The 20,336-nt window shown below is 30.7% G+C and carries 19 protein-coding genes and 3 other annotated features; of the genes, 1 reads left to right on the top strand and 18 read right to left on the bottom strand.

All coding sequences use genetic code 11. The annotated features are described in order from the left end of the window. Nucleotides 1-243 (top strand): hypothetical protein (locus tag BUB51_RS13100; protein ID WP_278294236.1); only part of this gene is annotated, 243 nt, incomplete at its 5' end. Here BUB51_RS13100 and BUB51_RS13105 read toward each other — a convergent pair. The 18 genes from BUB51_RS13105 to infC all read right to left on the bottom strand — a co-directional run bounded on the left by BUB51_RS13105 (nt 218) and on the right by infC (nt 19,839). Beyond that, nucleotides 218-379, bottom strand: coding sequence for a hypothetical protein (locus BUB51_RS13105; RefSeq protein ID WP_159430401.1), 162 nt, complete (start codon nt 377-379; stop codon nt 218-220). The two genes, BUB51_RS13100 and BUB51_RS13105, sit on opposite strands and share 26 nt — an antisense overlap. A 534-nt stretch (nt 380-913) precedes the next feature. Beyond that, the gene (gene argS, locus BUB51_RS07665) at nt 914-2,614 is read right to left on the bottom strand and encodes an arginine--tRNA ligase (protein WP_073196782.1); all 1,701 of its coding nucleotides are present in this window, start codon (nt 2,612-2,614) and stop codon (nt 914-916) included. Nucleotides 2,615-2,673: 59 nt separating this feature from the next. Continuing rightward, nucleotides 2,674-2,887, bottom strand: a binding site (T-box leader). A gap of 50 nt (nt 2,888-2,937) precedes the next feature. After that, a complete protein-coding gene (locus BUB51_RS07670) occupies nt 2,938-3,954 on the bottom strand; it encodes an alpha-hydroxy-acid oxidizing protein (RefSeq protein ID WP_073196784.1) in 1,017 nt (338 codons plus the stop codon). Between the two features lie 17 nt (nt 3,955-3,971). Then, nucleotides 3,972-4,571, bottom strand: a complete 600-nt coding sequence (locus BUB51_RS07675) for a GerMN domain-containing protein (RefSeq protein ID WP_073196786.1) — start codon at nt 4,569-4,571, stop codon at nt 3,972-3,974. A 26-nt stretch (nt 4,572-4,597) separates the two neighbouring features. Next, a complete protein-coding gene (locus BUB51_RS07680; RefSeq protein ID WP_073196788.1) occupies nt 4,598-5,041 on the bottom strand; it encodes a 2-thiouracil desulfurase family protein in 444 nt (147 codons plus the stop codon). A 9-nt stretch (nt 5,042-5,050) separates the two neighbouring features. Beyond that, nucleotides 5,051-7,429, bottom strand: a complete 2,379-nt coding sequence (locus BUB51_RS07685; protein WP_073196790.1) for an endonuclease MutS2 — start codon at nt 7,427-7,429, stop codon at nt 5,051-5,053. A gap of 30 nt (nt 7,430-7,459) precedes the next feature. Then, the gene (locus BUB51_RS07690; RefSeq protein WP_242945567.1) at nt 7,460-9,931 is read right to left on the bottom strand and encodes a U32 family peptidase; all 2,472 of its coding nucleotides are present in this window, start codon (nt 9,929-9,931) and stop codon (nt 7,460-7,462) included. A 60-nt stretch (nt 9,932-9,991) separates the two neighbouring features. Beyond that, a complete protein-coding gene (locus tag BUB51_RS07695) occupies nt 9,992-10,618 on the bottom strand; it encodes a DUF421 domain-containing protein (protein ID WP_052045235.1) in 627 nt (208 codons plus the stop codon). A gap of 67 nt (nt 10,619-10,685) precedes the next feature. Next, nucleotides 10,686-11,207 carry a cell division protein ZapA gene (locus BUB51_RS07700; protein WP_035163455.1) on the bottom strand — a complete coding sequence of 174 codons (522 nt, stop codon included), beginning with the start codon at nt 11,205-11,207 and terminating at the stop codon, nt 10,686-10,688. Between the two features lie 442 nt (nt 11,208-11,649). Beyond that, a complete protein-coding gene (gene pheT / locus BUB51_RS07705) occupies nt 11,650-14,043 on the bottom strand; it encodes a phenylalanine--tRNA ligase subunit beta (RefSeq protein ID WP_073196794.1) in 2,394 nt (797 codons plus the stop codon). A gap of 55 nt (nt 14,044-14,098) precedes the next feature. Further along, the gene (pheS, locus tag BUB51_RS07710) at nt 14,099-15,121 is read right to left on the bottom strand and encodes a phenylalanine--tRNA ligase subunit alpha (protein ID WP_073196796.1); all 1,023 of its coding nucleotides are present in this window, start codon (nt 15,119-15,121) and stop codon (nt 14,099-14,101) included. 16 nt (nt 15,122-15,137) lie between these two features. After that, nucleotides 15,138-15,317, bottom strand: coding sequence for a hypothetical protein (locus BUB51_RS07715; RefSeq protein ID WP_035163459.1), 180 nt, complete (start codon nt 15,315-15,317; stop codon nt 15,138-15,140). A 48-nt stretch (nt 15,318-15,365) separates the two neighbouring features. Next, nucleotides 15,366-15,580, bottom strand: a binding site (T-box leader). 132 nt (nt 15,581-15,712) lie between these two features. Then, on the bottom strand, nt 15,713-16,525 hold the full coding sequence (rlmB, locus tag BUB51_RS07720) for a 23S rRNA (guanosine(2251)-2'-O)-methyltransferase RlmB (RefSeq protein WP_073196798.1): 813 nt from the start codon (nt 16,523-16,525) through the stop codon (nt 15,713-15,715). Nucleotides 16,526-16,538: 13 nt separating this feature from the next. Beyond that, on the bottom strand, nt 16,539-17,189 hold the full coding sequence (locus BUB51_RS07725; RefSeq protein WP_035163462.1) for a potassium channel family protein: 651 nt from the start codon (nt 17,187-17,189) through the stop codon (nt 16,539-16,541). A gap of 13 nt (nt 17,190-17,202) precedes the next feature. Continuing rightward, nucleotides 17,203-18,561: a TrkH family potassium uptake protein gene (locus BUB51_RS07730; protein ID WP_073196800.1), complete on the bottom strand. Its 1,359-nt coding sequence runs from the start codon at nt 18,559-18,561 to the stop codon at nt 17,203-17,205. Between the two features lie 125 nt (nt 18,562-18,686). After that, nucleotides 18,687-19,043, bottom strand: coding sequence for a 50S ribosomal protein L20 (gene rplT / locus BUB51_RS07735; protein WP_035163465.1), 357 nt, complete (start codon nt 19,041-19,043; stop codon nt 18,687-18,689). Nucleotides 19,044-19,075: 32 nt separating this feature from the next. Continuing rightward, nucleotides 19,076-19,270, bottom strand: coding sequence for a 50S ribosomal protein L35 (gene rpmI / locus BUB51_RS07740; RefSeq protein WP_035163466.1), 195 nt, complete (start codon nt 19,268-19,270; stop codon nt 19,076-19,078). Between the two features lie 26 nt (nt 19,271-19,296). Continuing rightward, nucleotides 19,297-19,839: a translation initiation factor IF-3 gene (infC, locus tag BUB51_RS07745; RefSeq protein WP_073196802.1), complete on the bottom strand. Its 543-nt coding sequence runs from the start codon at nt 19,837-19,839 to the stop codon at nt 19,297-19,299. Next, nucleotides 19,834-19,963, bottom strand: a sequence feature (ribosomal protein L20 leader region). (Overlaps the previous gene by 6 nt.) Between the last annotated feature and the right edge of the window lie 373 nt (nt 19,964-20,336).

The raw sequence follows: 20,336 nt of genomic DNA on the forward strand, positions 1-20,336 counted from the left end.
ATAGAAAGATTTATAAACTTAATAGCTATAAGTTTTACTTTTGTTTCAGTATTACCCTTTATCAGTAATAGATTTTCTGATTACAAATTTGAAAGCCCACAAGTTATAAAACGAATGATTTCAGAAAGAGTAATAAAAGAATTAATTTTTGATAGTTTCGTATCTTCGCTCGAAAATAGAAAAATTTATTCTGTAGTTTCCAAATGCGTTAAAAACTTTATATACAATGACTTTGTGGCTTAATTAATCTTGTAAACTGGTGTACAATTAATATATTTGTTAAAAGTGCAATAAAGATTAAAATAGCTATATTTCTTTTATCTTTACCATCTAATCTTTTTTTCATAAATAAAATTAACTTCTTCAAGTTGTCTAACACATTATACCTCCTTTCTATTTATCTGTTTAAATGTAATTAATAAATTTTGCATGCATTATAATCTAATAATTTTTGTTCACTAATATTGAACAAACATAAAAATAAACCATCAACAGAATAGAATATGATAAATATCCGTAAATTTCCATAAAGCTAGGTATAAAAACAGTCAGTAACTTCTAATTTAATATAATTATCCCTAAAAAATATTAACCAAAAAGGTTACTGACTATGGAGAAAAACCAACAATAATTACCAATCTAATAATGTATTTCTTAATATAATTATATATACATATATATGTAATGTAAATCATTTTTTATTTTTTATGTAATTATTTGTATGTTTAAGTGAAATGTATCTCAAATAAAATAATATCTCTACTTTCACAACAATGCATACCAAAGCTAATGTTCGCAATCAATATTACTAATTATAAAAAAGAACCTCTTTTGTTTAGTTTACTACTTAATCAAAAGAGGTTCTTTTTATTATATGATTTCCCTAATCACTAATTTGTATTTATTTCTCATTCTACATCTTATCTGGTGCATCAATGCCTAATAATCCCAAACCAGTTTTTAATACAGTCTTCACAGCAAATACAAGTAATAATCTTGCTTTTTGTATGTTTTCATCTTCTACAATTATAGGACATTCGTGATAGAACTTATTGAACGCCTGTGCTATATCTACTATATGTCTTGTAATTATTGAAGGCTCATTCTTTTCCATAGCATTTACTATAGCTTCAGGGAATAATTGAAGCAACCTTATAACATCAACTGCTTCCTGATTAGTTAATATCGAATAATCAACATCATTAGTAATATCATATTTCCTCTTGTTTAGCACACTATTTGCTCTTGCATGAGTATATTGAACGTAAGGGCCTGTTTCTCCATCAAAGCTTAACATCCTATCCCAATTAAATACAATGTCTTTTATCTTATTGTTACTTAAATCGTTAAAAATTACTGCTCCTATACCAACTTGTCTAGCCACTTCATCTTTATTCTCTAAATTTGGATTCTTTTCTTCTATTATTTCTCTTACTTTATCAATCGCTTTGTTCAATAATTCTTCTAATAAAATTACATTACCCTTTCTGGTTTGCATTCTACCTTCTTCCGTACTTACACGTCCAAAAGGTACATGTTCCAATTTATCTGCCCATTCAAATCCCATTAGTTCGATAACTTTAAACCATTGAGCAAAGTGTAAGCTCTGTGAATAATCTGTTACATAAAGTGCTTTCTCAAAATTGAACGTTTCTTTTCTATAAATGGCTGCTGTTATATCTCTTGTTGGATATAAAGTAGCACCATCACTCTTTAACACTAAACAAGGCGGCATATTAAACTCTTCTAAATCAACCACATATGCTCCCTTACTTTCTTTAAGCAGATTTTTTTCTTTTAATAATTCTATTATTCTGTCCATTTTATCATTGTAAAAACTTTCACCTGTAAAATAATCAAATTTAACTTTTAGCAAATCATAGATTTTATTAAATTCCTTCAAACTTAAATCTACAAACCAATTCCATAGTTTTCTAGCCTCTTCATCTCCATCTTCAAGTTTTTTAAACCATCTTCTTCCTTCTTCTTCTAATTCAGGATTTAATTCAGCTTCATCATGGAATTTTACATAAAGTTTTAATAAAGTCTTGATAGGTTCTTTTTCTATTTCCTCTTTATTTCCCCACTTTTTATACGCAGTGATTAATTTTCCAAATTGTGTACCCCAATCGCCTAAATGATTTATTCCAATACAATTATATCCAAGAAATTCATATATCTTATATAGAGAATTTCCTATTACAGTAGAACGCAAATGTCCTACATGGAATGGTTTTGCAATATTGGGTGATGAAAAATCTATAACAATATTTTTACCATTGCCCATATTTGATGAACCATAGTTCTCTTTTTTTGAAAAAATTTCTTCTAATACAGTTCTAGCTAGAACTTTCCTATCGATAAAAAAGTTTACATATGGCCCAACATTCTCTATCTTCTCAAAATACTCTTTTCCATCCAAACTTTCTGCTATCTCTTGAGCTATTAGATTTGGAGCTTTTCTAAATGTTTTTGCCAACTTAAAACATGGCATAGCATAATCTCCCATATCATAATTTGGCGGAATTTCTATTAATGCTTCAACATCCTCTTGATTTAAAGATTCTACCTTTTCACTAACGATTCGTGCAATCTCCTTTTTGAAATCTATCATTTAAAAACCTCCTTTATATAATTTATATATTATTTTCCAATAAAAAAACTCCCATCTCATGAAGAGACGAGAGTTAATCCCGTGTTACCACTCTTATTGGCAAGCCTAAAAACTTGCCCACTCTAACCCTTTAACGCAGGGATACGTCTTATCCTACTAAATTTCAGACAGCTTCTCCAGGGTGCGCTTCAGATAAACCTCCATGCCAGGCTTCCACCGTCCCCGGCTCGCTATTACTTCAGTTTATCCTACTCTCCCCTTCAATGAATTTGACCGTTTTTTTATCATAATATACCACATTATTTTTTGTAAATCAAGGGGCTTTAAAAAATTATCTTAGTCCTATCTATTGATTCTATATCTTTACATCCTGTTAATATCATTGCCTGCAATAATTCTTTCTTCATCTTATTTAAAACTGCAGTAACGCCTTCTTCATATCCTCCATATGCTCCAATAATAATAGGTCTGCCCAATAATACCGCATCTGCTCCCAGAGCCAGCATTTTAAATACATCTACTCCTGAACGTATTCCTCCATCAGCTAAAATAATAATTTTACCTTTAACAGCATCTACTATCTCTGGAAGCACATTAGCTACACCCGGAGTATGATCTAAAACTCTTCCCCCATGATTAGAAACAACGATAGCTTTTGCTCCAACTTGTACAGCTATCTCTGCTTCATCCGGAGTCATAATACCTTTTAATATAAAAGGTAAATTGGTAGACTCAACTAATTCCTTCAATTCAGATTTAGTTTTTGGCCCAACAGGCTGACCTTTAAGAGCCATAGTTATAAGCCCAGCACCATCTATATCAATACCAACAGCTAAAGGCTTAACCTCTTCTGCCTTTCTTATATTCTCTATAATCTTTTCATTTTCTCTAGGTTTAATTATCGGTATGCCCTTCCCATTTACATTTCTTATCCCTTCTAATCCAGTTATATACATGGATAAATCGGCTGTATCCCCTGTCATTCCAATTGTTCCAGCTGAAATGCTGCCTTTGAGAACTGCATTAACATACTCTTCCTCTGTTAGTGCTCCACCCATATTAAAACTGTTTCCTGTTATAGGAGCAGATATTATGGGAACACTTAATTTTTCTCCAAACAATTCTATAGAAGTATCTGGAGATTTAGCATCATGAATTGTTCGCATCTTAAGCTGTATCTTTTTTAATTCTTCTACATTATTTCTAAATGATGCACCAGTACCAGCTCCCCCCATTCCCGGTACTTCACCTGCACAAACCTCACCTCTACATTCATTACAAACTCTGCAGTATCCTTTCATTCTCTTTCTAGCAGTTTCATAAATTTGCTTTATCTCCATATTAGTCCCCCTTTATATTACTTATCTGGAAGGAAATCACTACTAAAATAGAACTGTTTACTTAAATCTACTCCATTTATTTTCTTAACGGCTTGTCCTTCTATTTTAAACATAACGCTCTCATTTCCATCAAAAAATGTTAAAGTATTTACTATCGAATCAATAACCAACTTTGTAGACTGTTTATCTTTTGGCATGTTGTCTATAAATTCTTTTGATAAATCGACATATACAATACCATTTTCCTTATTTAATCCTAAAAGTTTTGTACCTTCTGGAATTGGTGATATAAAATCTTGAAAACCTTTAAAATTTATTAAATGCTCTAATGCTATCCATTCAATACTTTTATCTTTTAATTTTGGATCATCTGCTTTGATTGTATATTTTTCAGCAAAAATGAATGGAATAGATTTTTGTTTTAAATATAAAACATAGTTTACTTCTTCAACTTTGTCCTCTTCAACATCTTCAGATTTAGATTCTTCTTTTACCTCTGTAACTGCATTATCTTTCAAGTTTCCTTGTTCTTCTTTTACTTTGTCTTTTTTCGAACAACCAACAAATAAAGTTGTTATAAGAGTTAATGTTAATAAAATAGTTATTAATTTTTTCATGTTATCTCCTCCTAATTCAAATTAGTTTATTCAGAAATATAATCTAAAAAATCATTTTCTGTACATACTCTTATACCATTTTTAATAAGCATCTGTGCTGTAATTCCATTGCCTTCCGTTATTTTCCCTGAAAATGTACCGTCATATATATAACCTACTCCACATGAAGGACTTTTTGATTTTAATATTGCCAAGTTTGCCCCTACTGCTTTAGCAATTTTTAATGTCTCATAGCCTCCTTTTAAGAAATTTTCTGTAACATCAATTCCTTCTTTATTTAATACCCTAATTTCATCATCTTTAATAACTATTTCTGAAGGAACTCTAGGAGTAGGAAGCCCTCCTAACTGTTCAGGGCAGACCAATATCGCTTTTCTACTTCTAAATAACTCATATATTTTTTTATTAAAATTATTTCCTCCATTGTATTTACAATTAACTCCAACTAAACATGCACTTATTATAATCATACTCTAACCTCACTTTAATTCTACTATAGTTACTCCCGTACCGCCTTCACCAAAACTTCCTAATCTAAAATCTTTGACATGGCGATGTGATTTTAATAACTGTTTTATTCCTGCTCTTAATACACCAGTACCCTTTCCATGTATAATAGTAACTTGTTTTAACCCTGCTATATATGCATCATCAAGGTACTTATCTGTATCGAGTAAGGCCTCTTCTAATGTCTTACCTCTCAAGTCAAGTTCAGTTTTTATATATTTAGCTTTAGAAGTAATTATCTTTCTTGTTCCAAAATTTTCATCCGCTAATTCATCATTTTTAGCTCTAGCTAAATTACTAACATGAACGTTTATCTTCATAATACCAACTTGTACAACTAAATTCCCATCTTTGTCTGGTTCAGACATTACAGTACCTGTCTGATTTAAATTAAGTAAGGTTACGATATCTCCCGGTTTTAAATTCTTCGGTGGCTTTTTATTCTTCTTATTCAATAAATCTTCTGTTAGTTCAGATTGTAAATTATCAAGCTTATTTTTTAATCTATCATTGGCTTCCTGAATCTTTTTATTCTTCTCTTTATCTATTTCTATAGAGATTTCCCTGAGTTGTTTTATAATACTATCCGCTTCCTCTTTTGCTTCTTTAATAATCTTCTTTGCCTCCTGTTTAGCTTCGAATAACAATTTTTCTCTCTGTTTACTTAATTTTGCCTTCTTTTCGTCTAATTCCTGTTTTAATCTATCTATATCTCTTTTCAACTTTTCAGTTTCTTCTCTATTTTGCTCTATTATTCTTCTGTCTTTCTCAATCTTTGCCAAAACATCTTCAAATTCAATGTTTTCCCTGGAAATAAAATCTTTAGCCCTTTCAATAATAAAATCCTGAAGCCCCAATCTCTTTGATATTTCAAAGGCATTTGATTTCCCAGGTACACCGATTAACAACCTGTATGTTGGACTTAATGTTTCTATATCAAATTCAACCGAAGCATTTTCTACACCTTCAGTTGTTAGTGCATAAATTTTCAGCTCACTATAGTGAGTAGTCGCAATCGTCTTTGCTCCTATACTATGAAGGTAGCTTAATATAGCCATTGCCAAAGCAGCACCTTCTGTAGGATCAGTACCTGCCCCTAATTCATCAAACAAAATAAGATTATTAGACTGAGCATCTTTCAAGATTTCTACTATATTTGTCATATGAGATGAAAATGTACTTAAACTCTGTTCTATACTTTGCTCATCACCAATATCTGCAAAAATTTTATCAAACACAGCTATCTGGCTGCCAAAATCTGCCGGTATGAAAAATCCAGACTGTCCCATTAATGAAAGTAATCCTACTGTTTTTAACGTAACAGTTTTACCACCCGTATTAGGCCCTGTAATAACTAAAGTATCGAAATCTCTTCCTATATGAATATCGATAGGGACAACTTTATCTTTATCTATCAACGGATGTCTACCTTTTTTAATGTTAATATAGCCTTCTTTGTTAAGTTCAGGCTTAACCGCTTCCATTTCTAATGCTAGTTTTGCTTTAGCAAATATAAAATCTAATTTCGCCAATATATCTATATTTGTTTTTATTTTATCTGCTCTTTCGGCTACTAAATTTGTCAATTCGGCTAAAATTCTTTCGATTTCAGCCTTCTCTTTCAGCTTAAGTTCTTTCAACTGATTGTTTAATTCAACTACTGCCATAGGCTCAATAAATAAGGTTGCTCCACTAGCAGACTGATCATGTACTAATCCTGGAAAATTAGCTCTATACTCTTGTTTTACAGGTACAACATATCTATCCTGCCTTATTGTAATAATCGACTCTTGTAGATATTTTCTATAAGTCGATGAATTTATTATTGAATTTAATTTATTCCTGATTGCTCCATTTTTGGATTCTATTTGCCTTCTTATATTTCTCAACGCATGACTAGCATTGTCAGATATTTCTTCCTCACTAATAATCGACTCAAAAATTCTTTCTTCTAATTCCTTAAATGTAGATAACAAATCTATCATATCTTCTATTATCGGATAGCTAGAATTTTTATCTTCCTTACTCTTCTTAACAAATGCACTCATTCGCCTAGTCGCCCTTAAAGTGTCGGCTATCTTTAATAGACTTCCCGGGCTAATCGAAGCCCCTATCTGTGCTCTCTTTAATTCAGCATATATATTATGAATTCCAGCTAAAGGAGGCCTTCCTCTTTTAATTATCAATTTAAAAGCTTCATCTGTTTCTTCTAATATCTTTTTTACCTCAAAAAAATTATTACTCGGTTTAAGTTTATTTATTAATTCTTTACCTAAAGATGATTCGGCTTTTTCAGATAACTTATCTATTATTTTATCATATTCAAGAACTCTTAATGTCTTTTCATTCAATTTATCCACCTACTTTCATTACATCTTTTTCTAAAGAACTCCTCTATAATAGTGTCCTTTAGTTAAACCTCTGCTCTTTTTAATTTTATTAATAAACTCTACAACATTCTTTTCATCTATATTATCGTTAGCAAACTCATAATACATCGTCTGTATTTCTTTTATATCGTCTTCAAATGTAAAATCTAATCTAATCATATCAACTTTACTGTTATAAATTTCTTTTAAGTTCTCGATAACCACTAATGGCTGACTATTATATATTGTAGTAACCTTACCTTTTCTAACAATCCTAAAAACTTTGCCTAATCTGTCCTTCAATCCATAACCATATCTAAACTTACATCTATCGCATTCTCTATCTGATAAACACCCTTTAATAATAGAAAATGGGCAATACTTACTTATCATCACGGGCAAATAACCATACCCTATAGTTTCACAGATTAAATTAGTATTTAAACAAATATTTTTTATCTGACTTAATTTTAACTCCGGTGATAAGGTAACACTTTTTACGCCATATTCTTCAAGAAACTTCATAGTAAAACTATTGTATGCATTAATACCTATATCACAATGTATATTGGTATCGAAATTATCTTTAATGTACTTCAGAGTTCCTAGATTAGAAACACTAATTCCATCAATATTTTCGATACCAATATTTCTAATTTGACGATTTAAAGTTTTAAAATCTAAACTTGTCAAAATTCTTTCAGTCTGCAAATAAACCTCTTTGCCATGTTTCTTTATTTCTTTAATACTCTCATTAACTCCTTCATAATAACTAATATATACTCTGTCTAACTTGTTTAAATCGATTTTTGCAAACTGCTTAAATGATTGTATACTAACACTTATCAGTCTATTATTCGTTTTAACATAAGGTTTATTCTTTTCTACAATATCCTGCATTTTATTTAGAACGTCTTTTTCATTTATCTCTATCCTTTTGTTTATTATAGCTCTTTTTCTATTTAATTCTTCTATAGCTTTTCTTCTCAACTTATTCAACACACTAACGGGAATCATAGAATTATTTTCTAATTTCACATTTATATCTTTAAGAACATAATGAGTCCCACCTAATTTACTTAATTGTTTTATTACTTTTTCTTCTGTAAGATATATATTTTCACCTTCTTGTACTCTTTCCTCGCTTACAATTGTAACATAATTCCCTCTATCATCCCATAAAAACATTTTAATAGGGTGTCCTATTTTTATTTCAACTTCCATATAAATGTCTATTTTCTTCAATTTATCTCTTTCAGTAAATGATTTTTTTGCCTTTTCTAATAAAAGTACATCAGAAGTCTTATACACCTTACTATCTTTCTTTATATTTCCGATTCTCTTTATCTTGGCTATTTCTCCTTCTCTGCAAGACTTTACCTGCTTTCCTTTTGAAAAGATAGAATTTACTACAATTCCATCCTTATTACCCTTATTATCAGTTATTTCTATTCCATCTCCTACATTCAAACTATCTTCTAATAAGATATATATATACTTTTTATCTACATCAATAACCCTCCCAATATATACTCCTCTATTATCAGGCCTATCTATAGCCACTAAATCTCTACCAAAATCGCCAAGAATATAACCTCTTGTAAACTTCCTATTGAAAATTTGTAATAATTCTTTCTTATCTTCTTTAGAAATTACTCTATCAATTCTATTATATAAATTATCTAGTGCCTTTCTATATTTGCTCACTATGACTGCAACATATTCTGGCCTCTTCATCCTTCCTTCTATTTTCAATGATATAATACCCGATTTTATTATCCTACTTAAATCTTCTATAGTATTCAAATCTCTAGTGCTTAATAAAAACTTTTTATCTAACTTTTGAGATACAATTTGTCCTGTTTCCGCATTGACTAATGTATAAGGCATTCTACATGGCTGTGCACATCTTCCTCTATTACCACTACGTCCGCCTATTATACTGCTCATTAGACACTGCCCAGAATAAGAAATGCACAATGCTCCATGAATAAATCCTTCTAATTCTATATTAGTTTCATCTTTAATATATTTAATCTCTTCTAAAGACAACTCTCTGCCTAATACTACTCTAGTAAAACCAAACTCTTCCAAAAACTTTGCTCCGTATTGGTTAATAATAGTCATTTGAGTACTTCCATGAATCTCAAAATCAGGTAGTAATTTTTTTACTAAACTAGCTAATCCTAAATCCTGTATTATTATTGCATCTACATCTATGTTATATAAAAAAGATATATACTCTAATGCCTCTTTAAATTCAGAATCACTTAATAATATATTGACGGTAACATATACCTTAACGTCTTTTATATGTGCATATTCAACTGCTTTTTTTAATTCTTCTCTATCAAAATTTGATGCATACTGCCTAGCATTAAACATTTTTCCACCTAAATAAACTGCATCTGCTCCATTTTCAACCGCTGCATAGAGAGATTCAATACTTCCCACTGGAGCTAATAGTTCTACTTTTTCTTTCACATGTACCATCTCCTGATAATGTCTTTTAAAGTTAAGTACAAATAAATAAAGAGTAGCTTACTACTCTTTGCTTTTAAGCTTATTAATCTCTATTATAATGTTATCTAAAGACATGTTCAATCTATTTAGTTCACTCTTTAATTCCGCAAATTTCTGTTCAAGATATTGAGGGCTATCTCCATCTTTAAATATGCCTAAATCCTTTCTTCTCAATGGCTCTTCTGCATATTTCTTTATAACACTAAATTTCCCACAAGCCTCTATTACAGCTTTTTCTACATCATTTTCGTTACCAATTCCTTTTTTTCTTAACTCCTGTCTTAAATCATAAATATTAAATTTTTCTTTTTTCATATTTTCCTTAAGTAATTTCCCATCTTTAATAAGATAAGTAGGTTTACCATTTATAATACTTGAAATTTTCCTGTTTTTAATTGATATGAAAGATAAAACTATCTCTAATACTGCGATTGTAAATAAAATAATTACTCCTTCTATAAATGGCAATTTCTTATCTAATGCTACTGAACTCATTATATGTCCAACTCCTGTTATGAGTACTATATCAAAAGCACTCAACTCTCCGATAGAACGCTTCCCCATAAAACGAACTATTATGAGTGCTAAAAAATAACCCAAAATAGTCCTCAACACGTATATAAAATACCCAGAAATGCTACTATGCATGAAAATACCTCCACAAATATTAATCCAAATTATATTTTGTGGAAGTTTATTCTTTTTATACGAAAATTTATTTTGTATCAAACGTTTTAATAAATTCCTCCAATTCTTTTTTAGCCTGAACTAGCTCTATTTGTTTTTCATAAAGTTTATTTTGAAGTTCAGTAATAATCTTCTGCGTATTTTGTAATTCTTTTTCCTTCAAATCTAAAGCATGCTCATATTTTTTTATCTTTTTCTGATAATCATTTATTTTATTATTTAATTCTTCATATTGAGCCTTTATATCTTCAATCTCCGTTTCTTTTCCCTTTATAATATTAAGTTTTTCTTCTATCTCATTATCTTTCTCATTTATAATTTTATTTAAACTATCTACTAACTTTCTAATTTTATATAACTCATCAGCAATAGTAAACGCAGCAAGAGTCGCAGCCATAGTTTGATTGAGTTTGCTATTTTTTTCTAATATATCTTTAATCTTATTATCTACATAGTTCCCCAATTCTTTAATATATTCTTCAGACTCTTCTCCTATTACCGTATATTCTTGGCCTCTAATTCTAATCGTAACTTTCTTTTTTTCACCCATCAATATCCTCTCCTCTAAACCATGACTAATATTATATTTCTTTATTAAACATGATATTTCCTGCTATAACTTCACTAATCTATTATATTATCACATAAAATATCAACTTTTTCTATAAAATTAAACCAGCAATAGAGTATAAAACTTTTATAGGCTATTGACAATCTTATTTTTTACATATGTGAAAATAAAAGCGAATGCTTGAAAGAATTTAGTTAAAAAACTAGGCGAAAATTTTTGAGAAAATCCGTAGGTTTGACAGGAGGTCAAACCAGCATCCTACAAGACAGGATGTCTTGATTAGGTGCGTTAGGATTTTCTAAAAATTTGAGCCTTAAGTTTTTTCTAAATTCGTCCGCATGAGCGTTATTTTCATAAATAGTTTACTTTGTAAACAAATTAAACCAGCAATAAAGTATAAAACTTTATTGCTGGCTTTAAATTATCTTAAAGAAGCACCTAATTGCACTTCTAATGCCTTTACTATTCTATCATGAACCTCTGTTACTTCCTCATCGGTTAAAGTTTTTTCATAAGATCTGTATGTTATAGAATATGCTACACTCTTTTTACCCTCTGGTATCTGTTTGCCCATATATACATCAAATAATTTTACATTTTCAACTATATCTGAACCATTTTCCCAAATTATCTTCTCTATCTCTCTAACCATAATATCTTTATCAACTACTAATGCTATATCACGATTTATAGCAGGATATTTAGGAAGTGGTTTATATTTTTTCTCTAAATTAGTTAGAAACGCTATTATTTCAAAATCTAATTCTGCTATATACAATCTTTCTTTAATGCCGTAATTTTCTAGTACTTCTGGGTGAATCTCTCCTATCACACCAAGTACATTATTACCCTTGATTATATTTGCAGTTCTACCTGGATGGAATGTAGCATAATTTTCTTCTCTGATATATTCACAACCAGTTATACCCAACTTTTTAAGCATTGTATCGACTATACCTTTGATATCAAAGAAATCTATTAAGCCATACATTCCTATACAAAGAGTTCTTACCTCATATGGTAGTTCCTCAACAGGTAGCTTTTTAGGTATGAAAATATTTCCTATTTCATATGCCCAAGCTCTATCTACACCATAATTATAGTTTCTAGTTAATACTTCTATCATATTAGGAATTAGAGTAGTTCTCATAACACTATAATCTTCACCCAATGGATTCATAATACGAACACAATTTCTCTTAATACTATATTCAGGTAAATTTATTTTATCATAGGCCTTTGGACTTATAAATGAGTATGTCGTTATTTCATTTAAACCTAGTCCTTTTAATATGTCCTTTGTTATATCTTCAATTTTTCTAATTCTAGATTTATCTCCTTTAGTCAACGTACCAATTAAAGGTTTCGACTGTATTTTATCAAATCCATAAATTCTGCCTATTTCTTCAATTAAATCTGCTTCAAGTTCAATATCCCTTCTAAATGTTGGGATAGTTACATAAATCTTTTCATCTTCAAACCTAGCTTTAAGCTCTAAACTGTTCAATATCTTCAACATATCATCTACTTTTATCTCTATTCCAAGTAGATTGTTCACCTTTTCTGGCCTTAATGTAATTTCCCTTTCTTGTGCCTTATCTTCATATATATCTATACTGCCCTTTACAACTATACCAGCACCTATCTCCTCAATCAATTGACAGACTCTATCGCAAGCCTTACCAACCATGTCAGGATCTAAATCTTTCTCAAATCTAGCCGATGCTTCTGTTCTCAATCCAACACCTTTTGAAGTCAACCTTACACTTTTTCCATTAAAGTTAGCCGACTCTATAAGAATTGTTGTTGTCTCTTCTGAAACTTCACTATTTTCTCCACCCATCACACCTGCAATTGCAATAGGTTTATCTTCATCGGCTATAACTAGCATAGAATCTTTTAACTCTCTTTCTACTCCGTCTAAAGTTACTATCTTCTCTCCTTCTTTTGCCCTTCTTACTATGACTTTTCTTCCGTTTATTTTGTCGAGATCAAATGCATGAATAGGCTGGCCTAGTTCAAGCATTACATAGTTTGTTATATCGACAATATTATTTATTGGCCTAATTCCTGCCTCCATGAGTCTTCTTTGAATCCATACAGGCGAACTTCCTAGCTTCACATCTTTCACAACTCTAGCATAATATCTTTTACATAAATCTTTATCATGTACTTCGATGCCATTTATATAGTCAGTTATATCGTCTACTTCTCTATTTATTTTTATTTCTGGATATTTTAATTTTTTTCCTAAAGTAGCCGCTGTCTCTCTAGACATCCCAATAATGCTTAAACAGTCTGGGCGATTAGGTGTTACTTCTATCTCAAGTACCTCACCATATAATCCTAGTGCTTCTTTTATATCTAACCCTAAAGGATATTGTTCAGATAAAATATATATACCATCTTTCAATTCTTTCGGTACTAATCCCTCATCTATCCCAAGTTCTTCGGCGGAACATAACATACCATAAGATTCAATTCCCCTGAGCTTTGATTTTCTTATCTTTAATCCATTAGGAAGTTTAGCTCCTATTAATGCAACAGGTACATAGTCTCCTACTTTAACATTAGTTGCACCGGTTACTATCTGTAATTTTTCTTCTCCTACATCTATTGTAGTAATAACTAATTTATCTGCATTTGGATGTTTTTCTATATTCAAAATTTTTCCGACTACAACCTTTTCAACACCCTTATTAACACTTTCAATAGAATCTACATGTGAACCAGACATAGTCAATTTATCAGCTAATTCTTTTGAATCAATATCAATATCAACATATTCTTTCAGCCATTTAACTGGTACTAACATAATCTTTCCTCCCTTAAAACTATCTTATTTAAGTAGTATAGTTTCGTAATTTATATTAAAACTGTTCTAAAAATCTCATATCATTCTCAAATAATAGTCTAATATTATTTATTCCATACTTAACCATAGCAATCCTATCTACACCTAAACCGAATGCAAAGCCACTATATACTTCAGGATCTATGCCGCAATTTTTTAGTACTTTTGGATGAACCATGCCGCAGCCTAATATCTCCATGCTCCATCCAGTACCATTACAAGCTGGACATCCTTTCCCCTTACACTTAAAACATGAAACGTCTACTTCTGCACTTGGTTCTGTAAATGGAAAGTAATGAGGCCTAAACCTTACTTTCATATCTTCACCGAATATTTCTCTTACAAATTTATATATTGTATCCTTTAAATTCGCCATAGTTATATTCTTATCTATTACAAGCCCTTCAAATTGATGGAACATTGGTGAATGTGTATCATCAACATCATCAAATCTAAACGTTCTACCTGCCGATACTATCCTCAATGGCGGCTTTACTTGTTTCATAACTCTAATTTGAACAGGTGAAGTATGAGTTCTTAAAAGTATATCATCTGTAATGTAGAATGTATCTGAAAGATCTCTTGAAGGATGATTCTCCGGTGAATTTAATGCATCAAAATTATTATATACTGTCTCAATTTCAGGCCCTTGAACAACGCTGAATCCCATATTCATAAAAACATTTTCTAATTCTTCCATGACACTTATTAAAGGATGTCTATGACCTATTATCTTTTCTTTACCCGGCATTGATATATCAATTCTTTCAGCAACTAATCTCTCTTTCTGCATTTTTTCTTTTAAATCTAACTTTAATTTTTCTATCTCATCTTCTATAACTTCTCTGACTTCATTAGCTATTTTCCCAATAATAGGCCTTTCTTCTTTACTTAAATCTTTCATTCCTCTTAAAACTTGTGTTATTTCTCCCTTTTTACCTAAAAACTTTACCCTTAATTCTTCTAGTTTTTCTAAATCTGTAACCTTTTTTATCTCATTTAAAGCACTTTCTTTGATTGCATTAAGTCTTTCCTTCATATTCTCTCTCCTTTCACTATTTACTTGAGATAATCTTAACTAATGCTATAATCAGAAAATATAATCCACTGATTATTAAAGAATTTATTAATATTTCTCTTTTAGTTCTTTTGTTCTTTCTAAATCTATTCGTCAAATAAGTTATAGCAAAATATGCTATAAAAAACATAAAAGTACTTACTAGATGTACTAACATAGTTAATTCCAACTCCCCTTAATATTTTAAAAAAATAAACCCTCATCCCAAAGGGACGAAGGTTCTCCGCGGTACCACCCTTATTGCTTGCTGTAAGCAAGCCTCTCATTCATATAACGGCATAGCCGGCATAAGTCTACTACTATTTCGACTTAGCAGTTCAGGAGTGAACTTCAGTATCCTCTAACCTAGAAATGCTCCCAGCCAAAGGCATTTCCTCTCTTAAGGCATCAGATACCTACTCTCTCCATCATCACTTTTGGCAATATTTAATTCCGTTCGTTACCCACTTTTCGTTATTTGATATCAGAAAAACAAATAGTTAACTTATTTTACATTTTTAATCTGAATTAAATTATATCATCTCATTAATGTATATAACAAGACGATAATCTTTAACTTTTAAAAGTCTTTCTTTGTCTATAAGTTTCATACATTATAACTCCTGAAGCTATAGCAGCATTTAAAGATTCTGTTCTTTTTTCTATCGGTATTTTTATTTTATAATCTGATAATTCAATAGCTTCTTTTGAAACTCCAGATGCTTCATTTCCTATAATCAATGCAAAATCTTGCAATAAATCTACATCATAACAAAAATGCTCTGCATCTAATGAAGTAGCTATTATTTTTATACCACTTTCTTTAAATTTTGTTATTACATCTTTTATATTATCCTCATACGATATCGGCAAATGGAATAATGAACCCATTGTAGCCCTAATAGTTTTAGGGTTAAATACATCAACACACCCGCTTGTCAACACAATGCCATTTGAACCAAAGGCATCCGCAGTTCTGATTATTGTACCTAAATTACCTGGATCTTGTATTCTATCTAATATTATAATAAAGTTCCCTTGTTCAATAAAGATATCTTCTAAATTTACTAAATTAAATTCTATTACAGCTATAATACCTTGAGGATTTTCTGTATCAGAAATAGTTTTTAATATTTTCTCCGTTATCTTAAACAATCTATATTCTCTTTTATCTATTAATTTAAACAGTTCCTGTCCTCCAAAAGTATCGAATAAAGATTCTGTATACAAGATTGAATCAATTTTAGCATCTGATTTAATGGCCTCTTCTACTGCTCTTACACCTTCAACAAAAAATTTTTTCTGTTTCCATCTATCTCTTTTCTTATGAAGTGATTTGATACTTTTAATTAACGGATTTGACAAACTCGTTATATTAACTTCCATGAAAACACCTCAACTAGCTCTTCTTCTCTAGTTTTCTTAAATCCTCATTATTTCCTATTACTATCAATACATCATCTGCATTTATTACATCATCTGCATAAGGAGAAATATTAATATCTTTGCCATGCTTGATTGCCATAACATTTATTCCATATCTTGTTGGTAATTTTAACTCTCTTAAAGTCTTTCCTGCCCATTCCTCCATAGTAGCAATCTCTACTATACTGTAATCTGGAGCTAATTCTATATAATCAAGTATATTAGATGAAACTAGATTATGAGCAACTCTTACACCCATATCCCTTTCTGGGAAAATGACTCTATCAGCACCTATTTTATAAAGCACTTTACCATGTAATTCCCCTTGAGCCTTTGCAATTACTTTCTTAATACCTAATTCTTTTGCAATGAGTGTTGCCATAATTGATGCTTGTATATCTGAACCAATACTTACAATTGCAACATCAAAGTTTCTTAACCCCAATGTTCTTAATGCATTCTCATCTACCGCATCGGCTTGAACTGCATGAGTTACAGAATCAGATATTTCTTGGATTCTCTCTTCGCTCTTATCAATTGCAAGTACATCGTATCCTAAACTATAAAGAGTTTTAGCCACACTAGCTCCAAATCTACCACAGCCTATAACAACAAATTGTCTCATAATTTTCACCTTCCTAACCTACTAAAATCCTTTCTTCTGGATATCTATAAGTTCCTTTGTATTCCTTCTGTTTCTTTGCAAATGCAAATGCCATCGTAAGTGGTCCTACCCTACCTGCAAACATCGTAAGAGTAATAATCAATCTGCCTAATACGGATAAATTTGGTGTAAGTCCTCTACTTAAGCCTACCGTTCCAAAAGCAGATGTTGTCTCAAAGAATATATCTAAAAATGATGCATCTTTCTCTGTTAATGATAATATCATAGTTACAAAAATAATCAAAGCCAAAGCTATACCAACAACAGCTAATGCTCTATAAACTAAGTCATGAGGTATTCTCTTTCTATATACTTCAACATCATCAGTACCTCTTATTACAGAAATTATAGCTAATACTATGGCCCCAACTGTAGTCGTCTTAATTCCACCGGCAGTAGAACCCGGAGAACCCCCTATAAACATAAGTATTATTGTTAAAAAAGCTGTAGTGTTGGTAACTGCTCCTGTATCAATACTATTAAACCCGGCAGTTCTAGGTGTCATAGCCTGAAAAGCCGAAGCTAATATTTTACCTTTAAAGCTCAACTTACCCAATGTAGCAGGATTATTATATTCAACTATAAAAATAACTAAAAAACCGACTAACAGCAACAAAGCCGAAATAATCAAAACTAATTTAGTATGTAATGAAAACTTTTTAAACTTCCTATTCTGTGAAATATCCATATATACTGTATAACCCAAACCACCAACTATTACTAAAAATATAATAGTTAAATTTACAACAACATCATCTACAAAAGGTACTATACTTTCTCCAGTTAAATCAAAACCTGCATTACAAAACGCCGATATCGAATGAAATATCGAAAAACTTACTCCTTTAACAAAACCGTATTTTGGAATAAATCTTGTCGATAATAGTAATGCTCCTAAACCTTCAATCATCGCTGTCGATATTATTACATATCTGGTTAATTTTACTAATCCTGAAAGCGTAAACTGATTTAACTCCTCTTGTATTATAAGCCTTTCTTTAAGAGTTATTCTTCTACCTAACAACAAAGCTACTAAAGTAGCTAGAGTCATAAAACCTAATCCGCCAATTTGCAATAATATCAATATAACTACTTTACCAAATACTGTCCAATGAGTAGCAGTATTCACAACTACTAGCCCCGTAACACAAACGGCCGAGGCCGATGTAAATAGAGCATTTACAAACCCAATACTCTTACCGTCTTGAGAGGCCATTGGCAGATTTAATAATGTTGCACCGATTAATATCAATCCTGCAAATCCTAAAACTAAAACTTGGGCAGGATTAAGTTTAAGCTGATTTAATCGACGTCCTAGTTCTATTGTAATCATCCCCTAGTAAATATTATTGTGTATTATTACAACTTAAATTATTTTTATTATACCATTTTATACCTATTATTAAAAGTTGTGTTTGAAAAAATAAAAGTCCCGGAACCGGAACTTTTATTTTTATATTAGTTTAAACTACTTTTTGCAACTTCAACAAGTTTTTTAAATCCTTCTGGATCATGTATAGCCATTTCTGACAACATTTTTCTGTTTATCTCTATATTAGCTTTTTTAAGTCCATTTATAAATCTGCTGTATGACATTCCATTTAGTCTAGCAGCAGCATTTATTCTGCTTATCCAAAGTTTTCTAAAATCTCTCTTTCTTAACTTTCTGCCTATATAAGCGAATCTAAGTGCTCTCATTACAGCCTCATTCGCTGGTCTAAACTGCTTACTCTTTGCTCCATAGTAACCTTTTGCAAGTTTTAATATCTTTTTATGCCTTTTTCTAGCATTTAATGCCTTTTTTACCCTTGCCATTCTATGCTACCTCCTTTACGTATATCATTATTTTAGTATGGTAGTAACTTACCAACTCTCTTATAATCAGCTGCACTAATTAATGAAGATTTTCTAAGATTTCTCTTTCTCTTTGCAGTCTTTTTAGTTAATATATGACTTTTATAAGCCTTATATCTCTTAAGTTGTCCTTTGCCTGTTTTCTTAAATCTTTTAGCAGCTCCTCTATGAGTTTTCATTTTTGGCATCTGAATTCCTCCCCTCAGTTAGTTAATTAATTTATAGGACTTAAAATCATAATCATATTTCTTCCTTCAAGTTTAGGTTTTTTATCTATATTACCAACTTCTTTTGTCAATTCTGCAAATTTCATTAATACTTCTTCACCTTTATCAGTATAACCTAATTCTCTACCTCTAAATCTTACTGTTACTTTAACTCTATCACCATTTTTCAAGAATTTAACAGCCTTTTTAGCTTTTACATTCAAATCATGCTCTTCAATATTAGGTGTTAATCTAATTTCTTTAACATTAATCACCTTTTGATTTTTCCTCGCTTCTTTAGCTTTTTTAGCCTGCTCGTACTTATATTTGCCATAATCCATTATACGGCATACTGGCGGATTTGCGTTAGGCGCAACCTTAACCAAATCAAGCTTTCTCTCTCTTGCTATTTGCTGTGCTTTTTTTACTGGCATTACTCCAAGCTGACTACCATCTACGTCTATCAATCTTACTTCCTTATCCCTAATTTGTTCGTTAATTTGAAGTTCTTTAATATTAGGACACCTCCTGGTATTTTTTCCTTTTAATATATATAAAAGCGGATAGTAAAAAACATACTATCCGCCTAGAATACATAGTTAAATGTAGCCTTTCCATAATTAACCCTATAAGCCGAGCCATAGGGTGAGAAGCGGATAGCTTCTACTTTATTTTACTCTAGTACATTATATTCTAATATACCTATTTTGTCAACAATTATTATTTAAAGCCAGAGATTTCGCATCAAATTTCCAGTAAAAAATTTGTTTTTACTAAAATTTTATTTTTTAACATTTACTTGAATAACTGGGAAGCCTGTAGACCGATAGGTCTTAAAAATAGTTACACCTCCCCCTACCCCAAGAAATTTTAATAATCAATTTCCAGTTTTATTTTTAATTATGTTTTTTCAAATATTGGATTTATCCAATCAGCTTCTATAGTAAATCTTTCATCTCTTATATCTTCAATAATATCTATCTGCAACATTCTTTTCTTTCTAAATCCTCTAATACACCTAAAGAAATATAATTGCATAAGATTAAAT

Source organism: Caloranaerobacter azorensis DSM 13643, assembly GCF_900129995.1.
GTDB classification, from domain to species: Bacteria; Bacillota; Clostridia; order Tissierellales; family Thermohalobacteraceae; genus Caloranaerobacter; species Caloranaerobacter azorensis.